The 20,312-nt window shown below is 64.5% G+C and carries 23 protein-coding genes; 15 read left to right on the top strand and 8 right to left on the bottom strand.

Annotated features, from left to right (window positions below):
- The first annotated feature begins 11 nt into the window (after positions 1-11).
- The 7 genes from QRN25_RS23735 to QRN25_RS23765 all read left to right on the top strand — a co-directional run bounded on the left by QRN25_RS23735 (position 12) and on the right by QRN25_RS23765 (position 3,587).
- The gene (locus QRN25_RS23735; protein WP_285021811.1) at positions 12-254 is read left to right on the top strand and encodes a YnbE family lipoprotein; all 243 of its coding nucleotides are present in this window, start codon (positions 12-14) and stop codon (positions 252-254) included.
- Entirely contained in the window at positions 254-631 is a 378-nt protein-coding gene (locus QRN25_RS23740; RefSeq protein WP_285021813.1) for a YdbL family probable chaperone protein, read from the top strand. Before QRN25_RS23735 ends, QRN25_RS23740 begins: the two co-directional genes overlap by 1 nt.
- Before the next feature lie 348 nt (positions 632-979).
- Entirely contained in the window at positions 980-1,300 is a 321-nt protein-coding gene (locus QRN25_RS23745) for an AtpZ/AtpI family protein (RefSeq protein WP_008833285.1), read from the top strand.
- Positions 1,301-1,355: 55 nt separating this feature from the next.
- Entirely contained in the window at positions 1,356-2,138 is a 783-nt protein-coding gene (locus QRN25_RS23750) for a F0F1 ATP synthase subunit A (protein ID WP_008833284.1), read from the top strand.
- A 48-nt stretch (positions 2,139-2,186) separates the two neighbouring features.
- A complete protein-coding gene (locus tag QRN25_RS23755; RefSeq protein ID WP_008833283.1) occupies positions 2,187-2,411 on the top strand; it encodes a F0F1 ATP synthase subunit C in 225 nt (74 codons plus the stop codon).
- A gap of 104 nt (positions 2,412-2,515) precedes the next feature.
- On the top strand, positions 2,516-3,010 hold the full coding sequence (locus tag QRN25_RS23760) for a F0F1 ATP synthase subunit B family protein (RefSeq protein WP_008833282.1): 495 nt from the start codon (positions 2,516-2,518) through the stop codon (positions 3,008-3,010).
- The gene (locus QRN25_RS23765; RefSeq protein ID WP_285021817.1) at positions 3,003-3,587 is read left to right on the top strand and encodes a F0F1 ATP synthase subunit B family protein; all 585 of its coding nucleotides are present in this window, start codon (positions 3,003-3,005) and stop codon (positions 3,585-3,587) included. The genes QRN25_RS23760 and QRN25_RS23765 overlap by 8 nt, the downstream gene beginning before the upstream one ends.
- A 655-nt stretch (positions 3,588-4,242) precedes the next feature.
- Here QRN25_RS23765 and QRN25_RS23770 read toward each other — a convergent pair.
- The 4 genes from QRN25_RS23770 to QRN25_RS23785 all read right to left on the bottom strand — a co-directional run bounded on the left by QRN25_RS23770 (position 4,243) and on the right by QRN25_RS23785 (position 7,531).
- Positions 4,243-4,530, bottom strand: coding sequence for a hypothetical protein (locus QRN25_RS23770; RefSeq protein ID WP_285021818.1), 288 nt, complete (start codon positions 4,528-4,530; stop codon positions 4,243-4,245).
- Between the two features lie 269 nt (positions 4,531-4,799).
- Complete coding sequence (locus QRN25_RS23775) at positions 4,800-5,480, bottom strand: DUF2490 domain-containing protein (RefSeq protein ID WP_285021819.1); 681 nt, start codon at positions 5,478-5,480, stop codon at positions 4,800-4,802.
- A gap of 188 nt (positions 5,481-5,668) precedes the next feature.
- Positions 5,669-6,310 carry a class I SAM-dependent methyltransferase gene (locus QRN25_RS23780; protein WP_285021820.1) on the bottom strand — a complete coding sequence of 214 codons (642 nt, stop codon included), beginning with the start codon at positions 6,308-6,310 and terminating at the stop codon, positions 5,669-5,671.
- A 6-nt stretch (positions 6,311-6,316) separates the two neighbouring features.
- Positions 6,317-7,531 carry a BtaA family protein gene (locus QRN25_RS23785; RefSeq protein ID WP_285021823.1) on the bottom strand — a complete coding sequence of 405 codons (1,215 nt, stop codon included), beginning with the start codon at positions 7,529-7,531 and terminating at the stop codon, positions 6,317-6,319.
- A 232-nt stretch (positions 7,532-7,763) separates the two neighbouring features.
- On the opposite strand from QRN25_RS23785, the gene QRN25_RS23790 reads away from it, so the two are divergent.
- The 6 genes from QRN25_RS23790 (at position 7,764) to QRN25_RS23815 (ending at position 14,233) form a co-directional block, all read left to right on the top strand.
- The gene (locus QRN25_RS23790; protein WP_285021835.1) at positions 7,764-8,975 is read left to right on the top strand and encodes a saccharopine dehydrogenase family protein; all 1,212 of its coding nucleotides are present in this window, start codon (positions 7,764-7,766) and stop codon (positions 8,973-8,975) included.
- Complete coding sequence (locus QRN25_RS23795) at positions 8,975-9,418, top strand: hypothetical protein (protein WP_285021836.1); 444 nt, start codon at positions 8,975-8,977, stop codon at positions 9,416-9,418. The genes QRN25_RS23790 and QRN25_RS23795 overlap by 1 nt, the downstream gene beginning before the upstream one ends.
- Positions 9,419-9,423: 5 nt before the next feature.
- The gene (locus tag QRN25_RS23800; protein WP_285021838.1) at positions 9,424-9,774 is read left to right on the top strand and encodes a DMT family protein; all 351 of its coding nucleotides are present in this window, start codon (positions 9,424-9,426) and stop codon (positions 9,772-9,774) included.
- Between the two features lie 16 nt (positions 9,775-9,790).
- The gene (locus QRN25_RS23805) at positions 9,791-10,969 is read left to right on the top strand and encodes a carboxynorspermidine decarboxylase (RefSeq protein WP_285021840.1); all 1,179 of its coding nucleotides are present in this window, start codon (positions 9,791-9,793) and stop codon (positions 10,967-10,969) included.
- Positions 10,970-11,385: 416 nt separating this feature from the next.
- Positions 11,386-12,609, top strand: a complete 1,224-nt coding sequence (locus QRN25_RS23810; protein ID WP_285021843.1) for a type III PLP-dependent enzyme domain-containing protein — start codon at positions 11,386-11,388, stop codon at positions 12,607-12,609.
- Positions 12,610-12,709: 100 nt separating this feature from the next.
- Positions 12,710-14,233, top strand: coding sequence for a hypothetical protein (locus tag QRN25_RS23815; protein ID WP_285021845.1), 1,524 nt, complete (start codon positions 12,710-12,712; stop codon positions 14,231-14,233).
- Here the strand turns inward: QRN25_RS23815 and QRN25_RS23820 are convergent.
- The 4 genes from QRN25_RS23820 to murI all read right to left on the bottom strand — a co-directional run bounded on the left by QRN25_RS23820 (position 14,223) and on the right by murI (position 18,499).
- Complete coding sequence (locus QRN25_RS23820) at positions 14,223-15,323, bottom strand: NADH:flavin oxidoreductase/NADH oxidase (RefSeq protein WP_271181098.1); 1,101 nt, start codon at positions 15,321-15,323, stop codon at positions 14,223-14,225. The two genes, QRN25_RS23815 and QRN25_RS23820, sit on opposite strands and share 11 nt — an antisense overlap.
- A gap of 163 nt (positions 15,324-15,486) precedes the next feature.
- Entirely contained in the window at positions 15,487-16,701 is a 1,215-nt protein-coding gene (gene hemA, locus QRN25_RS23825; RefSeq protein ID WP_285021847.1) for a 5-aminolevulinate synthase, read from the bottom strand.
- A gap of 128 nt (positions 16,702-16,829) precedes the next feature.
- Positions 16,830-17,654, bottom strand: a complete 825-nt coding sequence (locus tag QRN25_RS23830; RefSeq protein ID WP_285021848.1) for a hypothetical protein — start codon at positions 17,652-17,654, stop codon at positions 16,830-16,832.
- A complete protein-coding gene (gene murI, locus QRN25_RS23835; RefSeq protein ID WP_285021850.1) occupies positions 17,651-18,499 on the bottom strand; it encodes a glutamate racemase in 849 nt (282 codons plus the stop codon). The genes QRN25_RS23830 and murI overlap by 4 nt, the downstream gene beginning before the upstream one ends.
- Positions 18,500-18,609: 110 nt before the next feature.
- On the opposite strand from murI, the gene plsY reads away from it, so the two are divergent.
- Both plsY and dprA read left to right on the top strand, forming a co-directional pair.
- Entirely contained in the window at positions 18,610-19,197 is a 588-nt protein-coding gene (plsY, locus tag QRN25_RS23840; protein WP_271181094.1) for a glycerol-3-phosphate 1-O-acyltransferase PlsY, read from the top strand.
- Entirely contained in the window at positions 19,194-20,303 is a 1,110-nt protein-coding gene (gene dprA, locus QRN25_RS23845; RefSeq protein ID WP_285021852.1) for a DNA-processing protein DprA, read from the top strand. Before plsY ends, dprA begins: the two co-directional genes overlap by 4 nt.
- The last annotated feature ends 9 nt before the right edge of the window (positions 20,304-20,312 follow it).

Genomic DNA, 20,312 nt, shown 5'->3' on the forward strand with positions numbered 1-20,312 from the left:
CAAGCCCGGCGATGATCGACGGGTATTGGACAGAGCAGCAGGTGGGCACACGGTCCGGCAGGCGCGCCGTTCGCGCCGCAATGATGGCCGCGACGGTGATGGCGGTCGCTTTCGGTCTCGGAGGCTGCATTCAGGTTGCAGCACCCGACAAGCCGATCGTGATCGAACTCAACATCAACATCCGGCAGGAAGTCGTCTACCGCCTGGCCGCCGACGCGGCCAAGACGGTGGACGAGAACAAGGGCATTTTCTGATGACGAGCATTCGTTTCATTGCCGCCGCAGCCGTAACGGTTCTCGCCGTCGCCGGTGCGTCCACGGCTTATGCGCAGCGCTCGCCGGAATACGTCGCTGCGCGCGCGGCCGGGCAGGTCGGCGAGCAGCGCGACGGCTACCTCGGCGTGGTGAGCGGCGGCGGGGACATCTCCGCCATGGTCCGCGATATCAACAACAAGCGCCGCTCGGTCTACACCACCGCCGCCCAGGGCAAGAGCACGATCGAGGAATACGCCTTCACCACCGGCTGCAAGCTGATCCGCGACACGAAGCCCGGCGAGAAGTACCAGGGCCTCGACGGTTCGTGGAAGACGCGCAGCGCCGGTGCGCCGGAACTCGATCCGCGCTGCCCGTGACATTGATCTCCATAAGGCGGTGAAAACGGCGCGCGGCCAAAAGTACTAGGTCGCTCCGTTCAACACTTTCGCCGCGTCACTGACGAATCAAGAAAAGGCCGGAAGCGGGTACGCTTTTCCGGCCTTTTTCGTGTCCATTCCGGCTGCATCGCCATTGCGGTATTCGGATGATCGCGGCAGTTCTACTTCACCTGCGCCGCATCTTGGCCCCGTGTCCTGTCAACAACAGGCACCGTAGAGCTGCCGCCCCGGTTGACTCGGGATAAGCCCCACCCTAAGGGGCCGGTGCTCTTGGCGGGCAGCCGTCGTTTGTGTCTAACGTTCCTGTCATCGTGAGGAGGACGTGACATGACCGACGAGCAACCTGCACGAGACCCTGTTGGCGAGGATGCGCGCATCGATTCGCTCGACGAAAGGCTGAAGGCCCTTCGCGAGCGGGAAGAGGAACGCAACCGACCGAAAGCCGGCGCGGAAACCGATGCGAGCTATCGCATGGGCAACCGGGTGCTTTCGGAATTGCTGGGAGGTGTCGCGGGCGGTCTGTTCCTGGGATGGCTCATCGGCCATTTCAGCGGATATATGGCCTTGAGTCTGATGGTGATGCTGTTCGTGGGAATTGGTATTGCCTTCAGGAACATATTACGGATTACGAACCAGCGTCCTGACTGACCCGAAAATGGGTAAGGGGGCGCTGTGGTTCAATAGGCGACAGGGGTAATCGCGCGTGGCAGCCGAAGCGAAGCTCGATCCGATGCACCAGTTCCAGCTTGAAAAGCTGGCGGGCGCGGACTGGAACATTGCCGGTTACAATATCGCCTTCACCAACAGTGCGCTGTGGATGGCCATCGCCACCCTCGCGCTGATCGTGTTCGTTGCGGGCGGCATGAAGCGCCAGCTGGTGCCCGGTCGCTGGCAGATGGCGGTGGAGACCTTCACCGGTTTCATCGACGGCATGCTCGCCGCCAACGTCGGCAAGAACGGCAAGAAGTACGTTCCGTACATCTTCTCGCTGTTCATGTTCATCCTTTTCGCGAACTTCCTCGGCCTGATGCCGCTGGGCGTGCTGGGCGTTCACGCCTTCACCTTCACCAGCCACTTCTCGGCCACGGGCGTTCTTGCGGTGCTGTCGTTCTCGATCGTGCTGATCGTCGGCTTCGCCAAGCACAAGCTGCACTTCTTCTCGCTTTTCGTGCCGCACGGTACGCCGGCGCTGATGATCCCGATCATCTTCGTGGTCGAGCTGATCTCGTTCCTGGTGCGCCCGTTCAGCCTCGGTCTGCGACTCTTCGTCGCGATGATGGCCGGCCACGTGCTGCTCGAAGTGCTCTCCAGCTTCGTGATCTCGGGCGGCAACAACGGCCCGATCATGTTCGCGATCGCCGGCATTCCCAGCTTCGTGCTGATGGTCGGCATCTGCGCGCTGGAACTGCTGGTCGCCGGCATCCAGGCTTACGTCTTCGCTCTTCTCACCTGCGTCTATCTCAACGACGCCGAGAACCTTCACTGATCATCTTTTTTCGCCTCACTTGCGGGCACACCAAAGGGAGTTTTTGATATGGACGCAGAAGCTGCAAAGCTGCTCGGAGCCGGTTTCGCTGCAATCGGCGCCGGCCTCGCCTCGATCGGCGTGGGCAACGTTTTCGCCAAGTTCCTCGAAGGCGCGCTGCGCAACCCGGGCGCCGCTGACGCCCAGCAGGGGCGCCTGTTCATCGGCTTCGCCGGTGCAGAGCTTCTCGGCCTGCTTTCGTTCGTCATTGCCGCGCTGCTGATCTTCGCCTGATCGCTCGCGTTTGACCGGATTTCCGGCCGCCCTGACCCTTTGGTGAGGCGGCCGGGATTTCCGGCAAGATTTTTTCCGGCTTCCTTCGAGACAGGGCTGAACCCATGCCTCAGATCGCTCAGCTAGGCGAGTTCTACTCCAGCCAGATCTTCTGGCTGTTGATCTTCTTCGGTATCACCTTCTTCGTCGTTGGACGGGGCATGGTGCCGAAGGTGATGGACACCGTCGCCAGCCGTGACAACCAGATCGCCGCCGACCTCAAGGCAGCCGAAGCCGCTCGTGCCCAGGCCGATGCCGAAGAGGCCTCCTGGCGCACCCGCGAGAACGCCAACCGCGCTTCGGCGCAGGGCACCATCGCCGACGCCCGCGCCAAGGCCGCAGCCGCTGCCGAGCAGCGCCTCGCCGTTGCCCAGGCATCGATCGACGCCACCCTAGCCGGTGCGGAAACCCGCATCGCCGAGGCGCGCCGTGCCGCTGCCGACGATATCGAGACCGTGGCTGCCGAGGCGACCCGCGACATCGTCAGCCGCATCGCCGGCCTGTCGCTGGGCGACGACGTCGTGCGCGGCGCCGTGAAGGAGAACCTGGTCCATGGCTGACGCCAACGCCGCCGTCGAGCACGGCCTCGACCATGAAGCCGCCGAAGTGACGGGTGCCGAAGGTACGCACGCTTCGACCGAGCATCACGCCGAACCGCTGTTCCTCGGCTTCGCGCCGCCGGTCGCGGTCGTCAGTAGCTCGATGATCGTGCTGCTCGCGATCCTGGCCTGGAAGGGCGTGCCGAAGATGATCGGCAAGGGTCTCGACGGCAAGATCGCCGAGATCAAGGCCCAACTCGCTGAAGCCAAGTCGCTGCGCGCCGAGGCGGAAGCCCTTCGTTCGGAATATGCGAGCAAGATCGCGAACGCCGAGAAGGACGCCGCCGCGATGCTCGACCATGCCCGTCACGAAGCCGAGGCGATCGTCGCCAAGGCCGAGGCGGACACCACCGAGACCATCGCCCGCCGCGAGAAGATGGCGCAGGACAAGATCACCGCAGCCGAATTCGCTGCCGTGACCCAGCTGCGCAACCAGGCTGCCGCTGCCGCCGCTGCTGCCGCTAAGGGCCTGATCGCCGCGAACCACTCCGCCGCCGCCGACAGGGTGCTGGTGGACCAGGCGATCGCCGGGATCTGATTTCCTGACCCCTTGCGGGTGGGATCAAGAAGCCTCCGTCCTTGGACGGGGGCTTTTTTGTGTGTGGCCTCAAGGGATCTAGCGAGATCACCTTGCGGTGTAACGTTGTGGCGGGCGATGAGCTTCGGAGAGCGCCGTATGGAAGGTGAGAAGACCTTCGGTAAGCGCCCCAAGGCCGTCGTCCATATACCATCGTCATCCCAGCGAAGGCTGGGACCGCTATGACCATGATGAGTGCTGTCGGCTGGGCACTGGGAGCTTCATCCCGCCTCGCCGAAACGCCGCGATATGACGATAGCGGTCCCAGCCTTCGCTGGGATGACGATCTGATTTTGAAACGGCAACTTGCCACCCGTTTTCGCCATTCCGGGCGGAGAGCGCTGCGCTCTATAGCCGTCTGTCCGGTGCTCGCCGCGCGCGAAGAAAAACCGCCTGACCGAACACGCCCCTTTGCTGTCGTTCCGAACATCGGATAAGGAGCGGTTGGTCCTGACACGGTCGGCGTGGTCGGCAGGTTTCATCCAGTCGTCTTGGCGGGTTCGAGTCCCGCCCGTGGGCCCAAGCTGTGAACCACAAAATATGCTGCGCGAAACGAAATCCAGCCGTTCCCGAAACGCCCCTTAAAAGCCAGAGTGACTCAGGTAGCGAAACAAGCCTATACGTCGCCTTGCAAATCTCCTTTCGGTGGAAAGTCTTCATTGCCTCGGAGTGTTTCGATTAAATCCTCTGGCATGTAGACTGTGTAACCCGCCTCTTTAAACCCGCAGGTCGTCCTCAAATCGTCGATTACCCCTTCGACAATTTCTAATGCCTTCCACAATGGCTGCGCCATTCGTTCTGGAAGTGGAATGTCATCAGTCAAATGACTGATAACTTCGACTCGAAACGAGCGAAGCACATTCCAAAGATTATCGAGGTCGGAAGGAAGTTCTTGTTCAGCCATTAGCAAGCGATACCGCCGTCTATGTCCTGTTTCCACCCAAAGCTGACCTTCTCATCCCGCTCAGGCTGAGCTTGTCGAAGCCCCCGAGGCCGGGCGCCGTGGCTCTCCATTCTTCGACAAGCCCAGCATGAGCAGGGTACGAGCGATGGCGCCTGTCCACTTGCATCGGACGCTTTCCCGCATCTCGTCATTGCTTCGCTGCGCTCGCAATGACGAATTTAGCGGTTCACAATTCTACCCAAACCAGACTTCCTGTCCCGCCCACGGTTTCAGAAATTGAACCCCAGCGAAACCGAGGCGACGTTGTCGTTGCTGTCGTCGGCGTCGGGGCGGAAGCCGTGCTGGTGGAGGTAGCCGACCTCGAGGTTCACGGTCTTCGCTAGTGGGGTCGTAATGGCGATCATGTTGCGCATGCGCTCCTCGCCCTGCACGCGCTGGAAGTTGGTCTCGTTGAGGTCGATGAAGCTTTCGTGGCTGAGTACCAGCGCGGTCCTGCCGCCTTTCTGGAAGGGCAGGACATACTTGACGTAAGGGCGCAGGCGGTACGCCGTGCCGCCGACGCCTTCACGCCAGCGTTCCTCGACGCGCAGGCGGGCGCTCAGCTGTCCGGGGCCGATCTTCACGATGTTGTCGAAGGTGACCTGTTGCCGTCCGCGATGTTCCATCACCGCGAAATGACCGGCGTTGTAGTTCGGATCGTGGGTATAGCCGACCCACACGGTCACCTTGTCGGCGACCTTGTAGCCGATCATGGAGTTGGACTCGACTTCGTAGAGCCCGTCGCGATCGTTGCTGAAGCGGCCGATCACTTCCTGTGAAAAGCGCCACTTGTCGCTCAGCTTGACGGTGGCGGAGCTGCCGACCCAGAGCTGCTCATCCTCCGATGCGCAGGCGGGCGTGGCGATGAAGACCACGCCGAGCGTGCATAGGCCATGGATGATCGAGCGCATTCGGCATTTCCCTCCCAAGGTGAAGTGCGCCCATTATGTCTAAATTGTGACAGTTTAATGTCTGTGGCGCTTCTGCGGTATGACTCTTTGCTTACACTCGGCGAAGCGAGCGCAGAGGATGCTGCGCGCACAACGTCGCCAGTTCCGGGAATGCGAGGGCAGTGGCCCTCGCATTCCCCTTATTGTCTTCAAGGTCGGGAAAGCCGCACCATCTGGTAATATCCGAAAGGCCCGCGCCGCACCTCCAGCGTCAGCCCCCGCTCACGCGCGACGCGGCCCGCCACATCGGCAAGATCGAGCCGGGGCGAAACGTGGAACCGCGCCAGCCAGCCGAGAAGCAGCTTGCGCAAGGGGCCGGGCAGGCCGGAGCAGTCGCCGAAGTCAACCACGTGCAGGCGCCCGCGCGGGGCCAGCGTCGCGGCGGCCTGAGAAAGCGCAGCCTGCCAGTCGGGGATCATCGAGACGGCGTAGGAGAGCATCACGCGCTCGAAGCCTTCGCGGCCCAGCAGCGCACCCGCATCGAAGCGGGTGGCGTCGCCCAGCGCCAACGTGCCGCTGGTGCCCAAGGTCTTGCGCGCGGCGCGCAGCATCTCGCTGGAGATGTCGAGGCCGAACAGCTTCACCCCGCGCCAAGTCCTGCTGACATGCGCGAGGTTGCGACCGGTGCCGCAGCCGATTTCCAGCACCGCCATGCCGGGCTTGGCGTCGAGTTCGTCGATCAGGCGGTCGCGGCCGAACAGGTAGTACTTGCGCGTCAGGTCGTAGATCGGGCGCTGCCAGCGGTAGATGCGGTCCATCAGCGCGGCATGGTCGGGAGCGAGAGTTGCCATGCGGGCTCAGCCCTTGAACACGTAGAGGTGGACGCCGCCGTAGATCGACGAGCGATCGGCCAGCGTCGCCGCCTGCGACTGCTCGACGCGGTAGTCCCAGCGGTCGAGAATGGCGTCGGGCACGCGGCCCGGCAGCAGCGAGGGTTCGGCGGCGGTGCGGAACAGCACGCGGGCGCCGGGTTTGGCGGTGCGGGTGATCTCGGCCCACAACTCGGTGAGTTGCGCGTCGGTCATCCAGTCCTGCGCGTCGAGCAGGACGTAGCGGTCGTAGCTGGCGTCGTCCGCTGCGGCGAGGACATGGGTGAAGTTGGCGTGGCGCAAGTCCAGCCGGTCTAGGCGGTCGCGGACCAGCGGCAGGTTGGCTTCCTGCAGGTACGGGGGCAGGGGGGCTTCGGTGCCCTTGCCGTAGCCGCGCGAGAACGCCTGCCATGCGAAGTAGTTGTCGTTGACCGGGAAGTGGCAGGCCAGCTTCTCCAGCCGGCCGCGCAGCACGTCGGCCATCGACTGGCCGCCCGCCAGCGCGTCGTACTGCGCAGGGGGGATGCCGAGGCCGAACAGCGAGGCGGGGTGCTTGGTCAGCCAGCGTACGAAGCGGCGTTCGAACACCGGGGCGAAGCGCTCGTCGAAGATGCGGCGCTGCTCTTCCATCGAATCGGCGCCCAGGATCTCGGCGGGGTTCACCTTGTGCAGCTTCGCGATGACGTGCGCTGCGCCGATGAAGCCGCCGAGCAGCCCGTGGCGATAGACGCCGCGCGTGAAGGCGCCGATGCGGCGGCGGCCGACGAGGTCGCGGCCTTCCCAGTAGCGGCGGGTGGCTTCGTCGAGATGCGGGGCGAGCTTCTCGCGGTAGAGCGCGACGTTCTCGGCGCGGTCGGCCTCGGCGATGAAGCGGCGCACTTCGGCATGGCTGAGGTGGCGCACGGCCGCGTGCTTCAGGTTGTTGAGCGCGATGTGCGCGGTGTTGAGGTCCACCACGGTGATGCCCGCCGGGTCCGCGGTCAGATACGACAGCGCGTTGCAGCCGCCGCTGGCGATGGTGATGATGCGGCTGTCCGGCGTGATCTCCATCGCCGCCATGTCGGCGACCGGGTCCTCCCAGATCTGTGCGTAGACGAGGCCCTTGAAGGCCATCGCGAAAGCCTTGTCGAGCAGCTTGCTCTTGCGCGATGCTTCGTCGCGGACGACCGCGTTCTCGATGAGATTGGAACGGAGGTTGGTCATGGCGTCGGCTCCTTCGTAGGGATGCGGCGCGGATGACACCGTGCGGTGACCGGGTGATGACGGGTCGAAGGCGGTTTATGACACCTGTGGGCGTGCTATAGGCCACTTGAGTGCCGTTGAGTGCCATTATGCGCACCTTGTGTGCCGGACAGTTGAGTTGTCACAGAACGGCCCTATATGGCGCGCTTTCGATTGGCCTTCAGGGCCTTGATGCCGCAATGGAGACAGGTTGATGAGCAAGGTTCTGGTGATCGGCGCGGGCGGCGTCGGATCGGTCGCGGTCCACAAGATGGCGATGAATCCCGATATCTTCTCGGACATTCATCTCGCCAGCCGCACGGTGTCGAAGTGCAAAGCGATCGCGGAATCGGTTAAGGCGCGCACCGGCGTGACGATCGGCACTTACGCCATCGACGCCGACGACGTGGCGGCGACCTCGGCCTTGATCCGCGAGATCGGTCCGAAGCTGGTGGTTAATCTTGCCCTGCCTTATCAAGACCTTGCGATCATGGATGCCTGCCTTGCGACCGGCACGCACTACATGGACACCGCGAACTACGAGCCCAAGGACGTGGCCAAGTTCGAGTACCACTGGCAGTGGGCCTACCAAGAGCGCTTCAAGGAAGCGGGCCTGATGGCGCTGCTCGGTTCGGGCTTCGACCCGGGCGTCACCAGCGTCTTCGCGATGTGGCTCAAGAAGCACAAGCTGAAGACCATCCGCACGCTCGACATCCTCGACTGCAACGGCGGCGACCACGGCCAGGCTTTCGCGACGAACTTCAATCCGGAAATCAACATCCGCGAAGTGACCGCGCCCGCCCGCCACTGGGAGAACGGCGACTTCGTCGAGACCCCGGCGATGGCCAAGAAGGTGAGCTTCGACTTCGAGGGCGTCGGCCCCAAGAACATGTACATGATGTACCACGAAGAGCTTGAAAGCCTTGCGAAATTCCTGCCGGAAATGGAGCGTGGCCGCTTCTGGATGACCTTCGGCGATGCGTACATCCAGCACCTCACCGTGCTGCAGAACGTGGGCATGACCCGCATCGACCCGGTGATCTACAACGGCGTCGAGATCGTGCCGCTGCAGTTCCTCAAGGCCGTGCTGCCCGAGCCTGCATCGCTTGGTCCCACGACCAAGGGCAAGACCAACATTGGCGACATCGCGACCGGCGAAGCGCTCGACGGTTCGGGTGAAAAGACGTTCTACATCAAGAACATCTGCGATCACGAAGACGCCTATGCCGAGACCGGTAACCAGGCCGTCAGCTACACCACCGGCGTTCCCGCGATGATCGGCGCGGCCATGGTCGTGACGGGTGCATGGTCGGGCGAGGGCGTGTTCAACATGGAGCAGTTCGACCCCGATCCCTTCATGGACATGCTCAACAAGCACGGCCTGCCGTGGACCGTCGAGGAACTGTCCGAGCCGCTTCCGTTCTGATGGGCCGCCGCTCGCGCCTCCTGTTCCTGACCGCGCTGGGTGCGCTGGCGCTGGGTGGCTGCACTCCCGCCGAAGCGCCCAAACTCGGCCCTGTTGCGCCCGGGCCGGTCACGCCCACGGCGCCGACCGGTCCCGCCGAGCCTGCAGGCAACCAGTCCTACGCGCGCGATATGAGCGCGGCGGACAAGGCGGCCTGCACCTCCGGCGGCGGCACGGTGCAGCGGCGCGGGATGCTCGGCATGGAGATGTGCGTGCACGCCTATGCCGATGCGGGCAGGCGGTGCACCGATTCCGCGCAATGCCAGGGCAAGTGCGTGGGCAGCGCGGGTTCGGTGGCGCCGGACAAGGCGGCGACCGGCCAATGCCAGGCCGACGACCGGCTGTTCGGCTGCTATGCGGAAATCAAGGGCGGCAAGTCCGCCTATGCGATCTGCGTCGACTGAGCGGCATGAACTGGTCCTTCGTCGCGCCCGTGGCTTTGCTGGCGGGCTCCAACCTGTTCATGAACACGGCGTGGTATCTCCACCTCAAGGTGCCCGGAAAGGCGCTGTGGGTGGCGATCGCGATGAGTTGGGGCATCGCCTTCTTCGAATACTGTCTGGCCGTTCCCGCCAACCGGATCGGCAGTTCCGTCTATTCGCTCGGCCAGCTCAAGGTCATGCAGGAGGCTTTCTCGCTGCTGGGCTTCGTGCTCGTGGCCTGGGCGCTGTTCGGGCAGAAGCCGGGATGGAACGAGATCGTCGGCTTCTGTCTTGTCGGGGCAGGGGCGTGGTTCATTTTCAAAGGCCCGCTGGGCTGACTTGGGACTAAGCATCATGGAAACCAGAGCCGGCGATCCGGGGGCTTTCGCGAACTTCGACCTGTCGCGCGTCGACAGTCCCGCCTTCGTGGTCGATGCCGCCAAGCTGCGATCGAACCTGCGCATCCTGAGCGACATTGGCGAACAGTCTGGCGCGAAGGTGCTGTCGGCGCTTAAGGCCTTCTCGATGTGGTCCACGGCGCCGATCGTGGGCGAGTATCTCGACGGCGTCTGCACCTCGGGCCTGTGGGAAGCGCGCCTCGCCTCGGAATTCTACGACGGTGAGATCGCCACGTACTGCGCGGCCTACAAGGCGGAGGACATGGACGAGATCCTGCGCCTCTCCGACCACGTGATCTTCAACTCGCCCGCCCAGATCGAGCGCTTCTGGCCCTTCATCGAAGGTGCCCGCGCGCGCGGCGAGAGCTTCGGCATCGGCCTGCGCGTCAACCCGCTGCACCCCGAAGGCGAAGTCCCCAAGTACGACCCGAGCGCCCCGCATTCGCGCCTCGGCTTCCCGATCGACCAGCTTACCGAAGAGCACGTCGAACTGATCGACGGCATCCACTTCCACAACTTGTGCGAGCAGGATTTCGAGCCGCTCAAGCGGACGTGGGACAAGGTTTTCGACTTCCTCGAACCGTTCTTCGGCCAGCTCAAGTGGATCAACATCGGCGGCGGCCACCACGTCACCCGCGGGGATTACCAGCGCGAGGAATTGATCGAATTCCTCGCCGACATGGCCGAGGATACCGGTGCCGAAATCTACATCGAACCGGGCGAGGCGGTGGCCCTGGACGCCGGAATTCTCGTGGGCACCGTGCTCGACGTGGGCTGGAACGGCATGCCGGTGGCGATCGTCGACATTTCCGCCACGTGCCACATGCCCGACGTGATCGAGGCGCCGTATCGCCCCGCCATGCTGGGCGAGCGCGGTGAGGATGCAGCCGAGGCCATACGTCTCGGCGGCCCGTCGTGTCTCGCGGGCGACGTGATCGGCGACTATGTGCTGCCGGCCGATCCCGAAGCCGGACAGCGCTTCGCGTTCCTCGACCAAGCGCATTACTCTATGGTCAAGACGACGACGTTCAATGGCGTGCCGCTGCCGTCGATCTGGCTGTGGGATTCGGAAACCGACGCGCTCGAATGCGTGCGCCGGTTCGATTACGAGGATTTCCGCGGCCGTCTGAGCTGAACCCCGGAGGTATTCGGATACGGTCATTAAGCATGAAAAGGGGCGGGTGTGTGCGAAGCTGCATCCGCCCGCCGCGCTCATGATGCAGCCAATCCCGTTAAGGCGAATCGTCCGGAACCGATCCTGCGCCTTGCCGCGTTGCAAACGATGACACGGACGGCCTGACTGTCACTGGGGTGTCATCACGCTGCAATGGAGTGGATCAATGCAAGCCGCTGCAGAAAAACGGAATTTCATGAGATCGTACGCCCGGTTCGGCGCCCGCTTCCGGCTAGATGACGTTTTTGTGAAAGCCCCCGTTTTTCACTTGCGATTCATGTCCTGAGCCTTATATCCCGCCCCTCGCTGCCCCATGGGGACTTCCAAACCGCAAGGCAGCTCTTGTCTGTTAACACACCGTTTGGGGGTCCCTTGAGTTGCACGCATTCCTCGACGCACCGGCCGTAGCGCGCACCCTCGCGCCTGACGAACCAGTCATTCTGAACCGCCCGCATGCTGCGGCGCGCGCTGCCCGATTCTTCGCCACGAAGTTTCCGGGCAAGTCGCTCTATGCGGTGAAGGCGAACCCGTCGCCCGACCTCGTCCAGATCCTCTGGGACAATGGCATCACGCACTACGACGTCGCCTCGATCACCGAGGTACGCATGGTGCGCGGCGTCCTGCCGGACGCGACCCTGTGCTTCATGCACCCGGTCAAGACCGCCAGCGCGATCCGCGAAGCCTACTTCCAGCACGGCGTGCGTACCTTCAGCCTCGACACCCTCGAGGAAGTCGAGAAGATCGTCGAAGCCACCACCGATGCCGAGGGCAACACCGCCACCGACCTGCGCCTCTGCGTGCGTCTGCGGGTGTCGTCCGAGTATTCGGAACTGAGCCTCGCCTCGAAGTTCGGCATCGACGTCGCCGATGCAGGCGAACTGCTGCAGGCCACTCGTCAGGTCGCCGACTGGCTGGGCGTGTGCTTCCACGTCGGTTCGCAGGCGATGACGCCGTTCGCCTACGTGCAGGCGCTTGAGCGTGCCCGTGCGGCCATTGCGGCCGCCGGCGTGGTCATCGACATGGTCGATGTCGGCGGGGGCTTCCCTTCGTCTTACCCGGGTATGGAGCCGCCGCCGCTCGAAGACTACTTCGCGATCATCCACCGCCACTTCGAGGCGCTGCCGATCGCCTACAACGCAGAGCTGTGGTGCGAGCCTGGCCGCGCGCTGTCGGCCGAGTACAACTCGCTGATCGTCAAGGTCGAGAAGCGTCGCGGTGACGAACTGTACATCAACGACGGTGCCTACGGCGCGCTCTACGATGCGGCGCACGTCGCATGGCGCTTCCCGGTCAAGGCCATCGGCCGCATCGACAAGAATGGGGACGGCGAGCGTTCGTCGGAGCTGAAGGAGTTCTCCTTCTACGGCCCGACCTGCGACGATGCCGACTTCATGGAAGGCCCGTTCCTGCTCCCCGCCGACATCAAGGCGGGCGACTGGATCGAGGTCGGCATGCTGGGTGCCTATGGTGCTGCCATGCGCACGGCGTTCAACGGCTTCGGCGGCGGTGAGGTCGTCCTTGCCCAGGACGAGCCGATGGCCAGCCTCTACACCGGCCGCAAGGATCCGCGCGTTTCGGACAACGTCGTCTCGCTGCGCTGATCCGATCAGTTACGAATAACGAGAGGCTCCCGGGACCGATGGTTCCGGGGGTTTTCGTTTGCGTGGGCAATTGGGGCGATCTTAACCCTCGTGGCGCTAGATGATGCCGATGCCGAAACAAAACGACCGCTCTTTGATCCCGCGCTGGCGGATGCTCATGCCTGCGATGGTGGCGCTGGCTTTCCTGCCGGTGCTGCTGGCGCCGGTGCCAGGTTTCGTCGACATGCCGTCGCACATGGCACGGCATCACGTTCTGGCCAACATCACGGTCGATCCTGCGCTGAGCAGGATATTTGCGGTACATTGGCAGTGGATCGCCAACCTCGGTGCCGATCTGCCTTCGGTGCTGCTGGCGCCCCTGCTGGGCAGCGAGCGTGCGACGCTGGTGGTTGGAGCCTTGCTGGCGCCGCTGACGGTCATGGGCCTGTTCCAGCTTTCCCGCGCCGCGCATGGGCGAGTGAGCGCAAGCGCTTTCGTTGCACTGCCTTTCGCCATGCATCAGGCATGGATGTGGGGGTTTCTCAATTACTGCATGGGCATCGGTCTGGCCTTGTTGGTTGCGGCATGGCTGTACACCCGGCCGCGCGAAAGCGGACGCGAGCGGGTGATTCTGGCAGTTGCGGCGCTGGTCGTGTGGACGGCGCATATGGCGAGTTGGGTGGTCCTGCTTATCCTGGCGGCGGGCAACGAGTTGGGGAAGCTCGGAAGCTGGCGCGAGGTGTGGCCGGCAATGCGGCGCAATCTCGTTCTGCTGGTGCCGGTCGTGCCGCTGCTGCTCTGGCGTTCCGAGGCGGCGGGGCACGGGAGCGGCCCGGCCTACGTCGACTTCGTGAACACCAAGATCGTGGTCTTCGCCAGCGTGCTGCGAGGCACGGACAAGCTGGTGGATATTGGTTTGCTGGCGGCGCTGGCCTGCGTCAGTGGGGTTGCCTTGCTATGGGCGTCGGGGCGCAGGCTGGAGCGGAGGTTGCTCGTCAGCGGGGTGCTGCTCGCCTTCGCGGCGGTCGCGGCCCCCACGACGATCCTCAATGCATGGGGCACGGACTTGCGTACCGCACCTATCGCGCTGCTGGTCCTCGTGCTGGCGATCACGCCGAGCGCCCGTCCCGAACGGGAGCGCCTGATCGTGATGGCGGGAATCGCCTTGTTTTGCGTGCGCGTCGGGACAGTGACCCGGGATTGGGTGCGCCATGGCCACGTCCTCGAACAACGCCTGACGCTGCTCGGTGCAGTGCCGCGCGGAGGGCGCGTGGGCTATCTCTGGGCGGCGCCGGATTGCGGTTTTCCCTGGCGTCTGGTGCCGGACGAGAAACTGGGCAGCTATGCGCTCACGCGCAGGGATGCCTACGTCAACACGCTGTTCATGGTCGACAATGCCAAGCTGATGACCGTCCGCGACCCGCTCCTCGCGCAGCGCTGGTCCGGCGGGACGCAGGACGTGGCGCCGCTTTGCCCTCAAAACCGGCCGGACCTCGCCGCGATGAACGTAAAGATTGCGGGCATGCGTGCGGATGGTTTCGACGCGGTCTGGGTTTCGGGCGGGATTCCTGCCGACCTGCCGCCGCCGCCGGGCTTCGTCGTGGCGAAGCGGGCGGGCGGCGACACGCTATTTGTCAGGCGCTGACGAACAGGTCCTTGTAGGCACGCGGCTGGCTGCGCAGGAACTGCGGCGCGACGGCGATCTTTGCGCCCAGCGCCGCTGCCGCATGCCACGGCCAGCGCGGGTCGTAGAGCACGGTACGCGCAAGCCCGATCATGTCGGCATCGCCGGTGGCGATGATCGCTTCGGCCTGCTCCGGTTCGGTGATGAGGCCCACGGCGATCACCGGGATCGAAACGGCCTGCTTTACGGCTCTTGCCAGCGGCACCTGATAGTTGGGACCGACGGGAATCTGCTGCTCGGTGTGCAGCCCACCGCTGGAGACGTGGATCGCAGCCGCACCGCGCGCTTCCAGAGCCTTGGAGAAGGCGACGGTCTGCTCGATGTCCCAGCCACCCTCTACCCAGTCGGTGCCGGAGAGGCGCACCGTCACCGGCTTCTCGGCAGGAAAGGCTGCGCGCACCGCATCGTAGACTTCCAGCGGGAAGCGCATGCGGTTCTCGAGGCTGCCGCCATACTCGTCCGTGCGCATGTTGGAGAGCGGCGACAGGAACTGGTGCAACAGGTAGCCGTGCGCGGCATGGATCTGGATGGCGTCGATCCCGAGCCGTGCGGCGCGATGCGCGGCCTCGGCAAAGGCGGTGCGGACGCGGGCTAGCCCGGCGCTGTCTAACGCCACCGGCGCATTCTCATGCTTCTGGAAGGGCAGGTCGGAGGCAGAGACCGTCTGCCAGCCGTTGGCTGCGTCCGGTGCGATCTGAGCGCCGCCGTCCCATGGTTTGGCGGTGCTGGACTTGCGACCGGCATGGGCAAGCTGGATGGCGATGGGCATGTCCGACCAGCGGCGGACGCTTTCCAGGACTTTGCCCATGGCTGCCTCGGTGGCGTCGTCCCACAGGCCCACGTCGGCGTAGGAGATGCGCCCCTCGGGCAGGACGGCGGTTGCCTCGATCGTCAGGATGGCGGCGCCCGATTGGGCCAACTGGCCGAGGTGCTGGGTGTGCCAGTCGGTCATGCGGCCGTCCTCGGCGGAATACTGGCACATCGGCGCGATGACGATGCGGTTGGCGAGCGTGACGTCGCCGAGAGCGAGGGGCTCGAAGAGCTTTGCCATGGATGGTCCTCTGGTCATGTCGTTGCGAGGGGGAGGGAGCGTTGGAAGCGCCGCAACGCACGTGCACTTGGGAACGGAGCGGGCCAGAAAAAAGGCCCCCCGCGCACTGCGGAGGGCCTTTCGGACAAGAATATCTTGCAACTGCGAAAGCGTGTTACGCGTCTCAGGCAGCCAGGCGCATCTCCAGCCGGTCCCAGATCTCGACCAGAGCGTCAGTCAGTTCGCGCATCATCTCTTCGGTATGTGCGGGGCCGGGGGTGAAGCGCAGGCGCTCGGTGCCGCGCGGGACGGTCGGGAAATTGATCGGCTGCACGTAGGCACCGTACTCAGCGAGCAGGATGTCGCTGATCTGCTTGGCGCGCACCGGATCGCCCACCATGAGCGGGACGATGTGCGTGACGGAGTCCATAACCGGCAGGCCCGCATCGCGGAACATCTGCTTCATCATCGCGGCGGAACGCTGCTGGCCCTCACGCTCGACGCTCGAGCTCTTGAGGTGACGCACCGAAGCGAGCACGCCCGCGACCAGCACCGGCGAGAGCGAGGTCGTGAAGATGAAGCCCGGCGCGTAGGAGCGGATGCAGTCGATGATCTTGTTGTTGGTGGCGATATAGCCGCCCATGACGCCGAACGCCTTGCCCAGCGTGCCCTCGATGATGTCGATGCGGTGGGCGGCCTCGTCACGATCGGTGATGCCGCCGCCGCGTGGGCCGTACATACCGACCGCGTGGACTTCGTCGATGTAGGTGAGGGCGTTGTACTTTTCGGCGAGGTCGCAGATCGCGTGGATCGGGGCGACGTCGCCGTCCATCGAATAGACCGATTCGAAGGCGATCAGCTTGGGCAGGGCAGGATCGGTCTCGGCCAGCAGTTCCTCGAGGTGTTCGAGGTCGTTGTGGCGCCAGACCTTCTTTTCGCAGCCCGAATTGCGGATGCCCGCGATCATGCTGGCGTGGTTCAGTTCGTCCGAGAAGATCACGCAGCCGGGCAGCAGCTTGGCCAGCGTCGAGAGCGTGGCGTCGTTCGAGACATAGCCCGAAGTGAACAGCAGCGCGCCCTGCTTGCCGTGCAGGTCGGCCAGTTCGGCCTCGAGGTCGATATGGTAATGCGTGTTACCGCCGATATTGCGGGTGCCGCCGGAGCCGGCGCCGACGTCGTGCAGAGCCTCTTCCATGGCCTCGATCACCTTGGGGTGCTGGCCCATGGCGAGATAGTCGTTGGAGCACCACACGGTGATCGGCTTCGGCCCGTTGTGGCCGGCGAAGCACCGCGCGTTCGGATAGGCGCCCTTGTTGCGCAGGATGTCGATGAAGACGCGGTAGCGCCCTTCGGAGTGAAGGCGCTCGATCGCCTGGTCGAAAATGTGCTCGTAGTTCACGGTGTCGACTTTGTCCTGCCTTGCCTGTTCCGGCGCCTGCCCAAAGCGTTGCGTCCGTTGCCCGGACTGCATTTGCTGCGGCCAATAGCTTATCGCGTCTCTCATTGCCAGTCGCTTGTACCTAAGGGCTAATCGGAAAACGTGCCTGCGGAAAACGGGATTTTGGAAGGCTCGTGCCCCGCAACGATCGTCATCTGCGGCGCGGCGCGGTGCAATGCATTGATCGTCATCAACCAGGACATCGTTTCGCTGCGGAATGAGGCGATTTCTCCCCGTGTCGCGATCCGGGCAGGAAGGCGCTGTTCCTTCCAGTTGATCGCGAGCTTGGCGATGTCACCCGTGAAAAGGTATTCGCGGTCGTCGGCCAGCCGGACATAGACCATTTTCGCTTCGGGAGCGACGCTGCTGGCCGGAATCACAACGACTCCGGGAGCGAGGGTGTAGGGCGCATCGCCGGATGCCTGGAGTTCATTCTCGGCGCGCCGGGTTCCGGTTGGGTGACCACCATTATGTGTCGGCTTGTCGGCCAGCAGGACGACATGTGCGGCCTTGGAAAGCGCGTGCTGGATGCGAGCTTGGGCCGCGCCGTCATAAATTTCCAGTTCGTGCTCTTTCGCGGCTGGTCGGGTGATCCCGGCATCGATTACGATCGGCTCGCTGCCCGGCACGATAAGCTCATAGGCGCGGATTACGTTGGCGATCTGGCGCAGTCCGCCGCCCGCCATGAGCATATTGCGCGAAGTCATCCGCATGCCGACCGTTTCGACGCGGAGTTCGATCGGTCGCTGGCCGTCGCCCTCTTCCGCCAGTGCCCGCAAGGAACCGATCGTCAGTGGCTTCGCTTTCGGTTCACCTTTCCCGGGTCCGACCCCGGCGTCGGCCAGGAACCAGTAGTAGGGAATGGCAATGATGAGCAGTACCGACAACAACCATAAATTGAGCCGTCGCGTCAAAACCTCTCGATCCTCATGAGCCCGTAGTGCGCCAGCTTCTCGGCATAGGCACCGGGCAATTCTCCCTGCCCGGTGAATAGCGCGAGGTCCGGGCCTTGGCGAGAATATTCCTGTCCCGCGGTGAGACGCGCGACTTGCCGCGCGATGCCCTGCGCGCCATGGACGAAGCGTACGTCGGGGCCGAACGCTTCGGCGAGTTCGGCTTCGACCAACGGGAAATGGGTGCAGGCCAAAACGACGGTGTCGATGCGCGCGCCATAGGGCTGCGCACGAAGCGCCTCGGCGGCGTGGCGAATGAGTGCGGGATCGACCGGCTCGCCGCGCAACTTGGCTTCCGCCGCCTCGACGAGGCCCGGCGCACCATAGCGGAGCAGGCGCTTGTCGGCGGCGAATTCGTGCTCGAGCCGATCGACGTAGGCCTGCCGGATCGTCGCTTCGGTGCCAAGCAGGCCGATTACGCCGGTCTTCGTCATCGCGGCGGCAGGCTTGATGGCGGGCACGGTGCCGACGATCGGCACTTCGAGCACTTCGCGCACCATGCCCAGCGCGATGGTCGAGGCGGTGTTGCAGGCGATGCAGACGAGGCGCGGGCGCAGCCGCTCGGTCATGCGGCCGAGCAGGCCCGCGACCCGCGCGGCGATCTGCGCCTCGGTCTTGGTGCCGTAGGGCAGCCCGGCGGTGTCGGCCGCATAGATGATCGGTGCATCGGGCAGGGCCTTGCGCACTTCCTCCAGCACGGTCAGCCCGCCCACGCCCGAATCGAAGAGCAGGATCGGGGCCGTGGCATCGATACCTGCAAGCCTGGTGGCGGCCCCTTGCGGCACGCTCTGTGTATCGGAAGCCATTATCAATCCCTGGACCTTGCCACCTGTTAACCGCGCGGAGCCTGTTCGGGCAACGCCGAATGCTGCAACCTGTCTTCTGCAAAGCGCGATAGGGCGCTAAGGCGCGTCGCATGGTTTGGATTCTCCCCCTCGTACTCGGCTATCTGCTCGGCTCCGTGCCGTTCGGCCTCATTTTGACCCGGGCTACCGGCGCAGGCGATCTGCGCTCGATCGGATCGGGCAACATCGGCGCGACCAATGTGCTGCGGACCGGGCGCAAGGGCCTGGCTGCCGCGACGCTGCTGCTGGACCTGCTCAAGGGGCTGGCGGCGGTGCTGATCGCCGCGCATGTCTGGCCGGAGTGGGCGCCGCTGGCGGCTCTCGGCGCATTTCTTGGTCATTGCTTCCCGGTCTGGCTGCGGTTCAAGGGCGGCAAGGGCGTCGCAACCACGGCGGGCGTCGCCTTCGGGCTCGCCTGGCCGGTCGGGCTGGCTTACGCGGTGACCTGGATCGGGCTGCTGGCGACGGTGCGCATCTCCTCGGTTTCCGGGATGACGGCCGCTATCGTCGCTCCGCTCGCGGCTTTTGTATTGGGGTATCCGCAGGCGGGGCTGGTGCTGACGGTGATCGCGGCGCTCGTGCTGTTCCAGCACCGTGAAAACATCGCCCGCCTGCGCGCCGGGACCGAACCGCGCATCGGGGGCGGCAAGAAGAAGTGAGCGCACCGGGCGGTCTTTCGCAGGACGAAGCCTTCGCCCGCATCCGCCTGTTGCGTTCGCCGAATGTCGGCCCGGTCACCTACCTCCACCTGCTCGCCCGTTTCGGCGACGCAGTGAGCGCGATCGCGGCTTTGCCCGAAGTCGCGGGTCGTTCGGGTCGCCCTTACAAACCTGCTTCCGAGCATCGCATCCACGACGAGATCGCTGCGACCCGTAAGGCAGGCGCGCGGTATCTTTTTCACGACTCGCCGGATTATCCGCGCCTGCTGGCCGAGTCGGAAGGCGCGCCGCCGATCCTGACATGGCGCGGCGACCTCTCGGTGCTGGCGCGACCTTGCGTCGCTATGGTCGGTGCCCGCAATGCATCGGCGGCGGCGATCCGGCTGGCACGGGAGTTCGCCCACGAACTGGCGGCCCAAGGCTGGACGGTGGTTTCGGGCCTTGCCCGAGGCATAGACGGCGCTGCACATCAGGGGGCGCTCGCGACGGACGGAGCGACGGTCGGCGTCATCGCCAGTGGCATCGACATCACGTACCCGCCGGAACATGGAGCCTTGCAGGAAAATGTCGCCACACGCGGCCTGCTGCTGGCGGAGCAGCCGCCCCGGGCAGAGCCGCTCGCCCGCCATTTTCCTGCGCGAAACCGGATCATCGCCGGGCTGTGCCTGGGGACCGTGGTGGTCGAGGCCGCGCCAAGGTCCGGCTCACTCATTACTGCCCGTTTGGCGGGCGAAATGGGGCGGCAGGTCATGGCAATTCCCGGATCGCCGCTCGATGCCCGATCGCACGGCTGCAACCAGCTTATCCGGGACGGCGCGACGCTGGTGCAGGGCGCGCAGGACGTGATTGAGGAACTGACCGACTTTTCGGGCATAGCGCCGACGAGCCTGCGCGAACCGCCTCGTCACTGGGCTGAGGAGATGTCGATCGCGCAATCGGGCGAGCCCGCCGATGTCGCGGGGCTGCTGACGACGGCCCCGGTCGGGGTGGATGAACTGATCCGTCAATCGGGGGCTGCCGCGTCCGCCGTACAACTGGCCCTGGTCGAATTGGAACTGGCGGGGAAACTGGTGCGCCATGCAGGCGGACGGGTCAGTCTGGGGTAAGGGGGGAAT

This window comes from Novosphingobium sp. fls2-241-R2A-195, assembly GCF_030209485.1.
Classification (GTDB): Bacteria; Pseudomonadota; Alphaproteobacteria; order Sphingomonadales; family Sphingomonadaceae; genus Novosphingobium; species Novosphingobium resinovorum.

Bases quoted from the DNA above. Each gene is read 5' to 3' on its own strand.
- QRN25_RS23745 (WP_008833285.1), top strand. From the start codon at position 980: ATGACCGACGAGCAACCTGCACGAGACCCTGTTGGCGAGGATGCGCGC.
- QRN25_RS23755 (WP_008833283.1), top strand. From the start codon at position 2,187: ATGGACGCAGAAGCTGCAAAGCTGCTCGGAGCCGGTTTCGCTGCAATC.
- QRN25_RS23775 (WP_285021819.1), bottom strand. From the start codon at position 5,480: ATGCGCTCGATCATCCATGGCCTATGCACGCTCGGCGTGGTCTTCATC.
- QRN25_RS23735 (WP_285021811.1), top strand. From the start codon at position 12: ATGATCGACGGGTATTGGACAGAGCAGCAGGTGGGCACACGGTCCGGC.
- QRN25_RS23740 (WP_285021813.1), top strand. From the start codon at position 254: ATGACGAGCATTCGTTTCATTGCCGCCGCAGCCGTAACGGTTCTCGCC.
- QRN25_RS23815 (WP_285021845.1), top strand. From the start codon at position 12,710: ATGATGCCGATGCCGAAACAAAACGACCGCTCTTTGATCCCGCGCTGG.
- QRN25_RS23760 (WP_008833282.1), top strand. From the start codon at position 2,516: ATGCCTCAGATCGCTCAGCTAGGCGAGTTCTACTCCAGCCAGATCTTC.
- QRN25_RS23800 (WP_285021838.1), top strand. From the start codon at position 9,424: ATGAACTGGTCCTTCGTCGCGCCCGTGGCTTTGCTGGCGGGCTCCAAC.
- plsY (WP_271181094.1), top strand. From the start codon at position 18,610: ATGGTTTGGATTCTCCCCCTCGTACTCGGCTATCTGCTCGGCTCCGTG.
- QRN25_RS23770 (WP_285021818.1), bottom strand. From the start codon at position 4,530: ATGGCTGAACAAGAACTTCCTTCCGACCTCGATAATCTTTGGAATGTG.
- QRN25_RS23795 (WP_285021836.1), top strand. From the start codon at position 8,975: ATGGGCCGCCGCTCGCGCCTCCTGTTCCTGACCGCGCTGGGTGCGCTG.
- QRN25_RS23790 (WP_285021835.1), top strand. From the start codon at position 7,764: ATGAGCAAGGTTCTGGTGATCGGCGCGGGCGGCGTCGGATCGGTCGCG.
- QRN25_RS23805 (WP_285021840.1), top strand. From the start codon at position 9,791: ATGGAAACCAGAGCCGGCGATCCGGGGGCTTTCGCGAACTTCGACCTG.
- QRN25_RS23780 (WP_285021820.1), bottom strand. From the start codon at position 6,310: ATGGCAACTCTCGCTCCCGACCATGCCGCGCTGATGGACCGCATCTAC.
- QRN25_RS23785 (WP_285021823.1), bottom strand. From the start codon at position 7,531: ATGACCAACCTCCGTTCCAATCTCATCGAGAACGCGGTCGTCCGCGAC.
- murI (WP_285021850.1), bottom strand. From the start codon at position 18,499: ATGGCTTCCGATACACAGAGCGTGCCGCAAGGGGCCGCCACCAGGCTT.
- QRN25_RS23820 (WP_271181098.1), bottom strand. From the start codon at position 15,323: ATGGCAAAGCTCTTCGAGCCCCTCGCTCTCGGCGACGTCACGCTCGCC.
- QRN25_RS23765 (WP_285021817.1), top strand. From the start codon at position 3,003: ATGGCTGACGCCAACGCCGCCGTCGAGCACGGCCTCGACCATGAAGCC.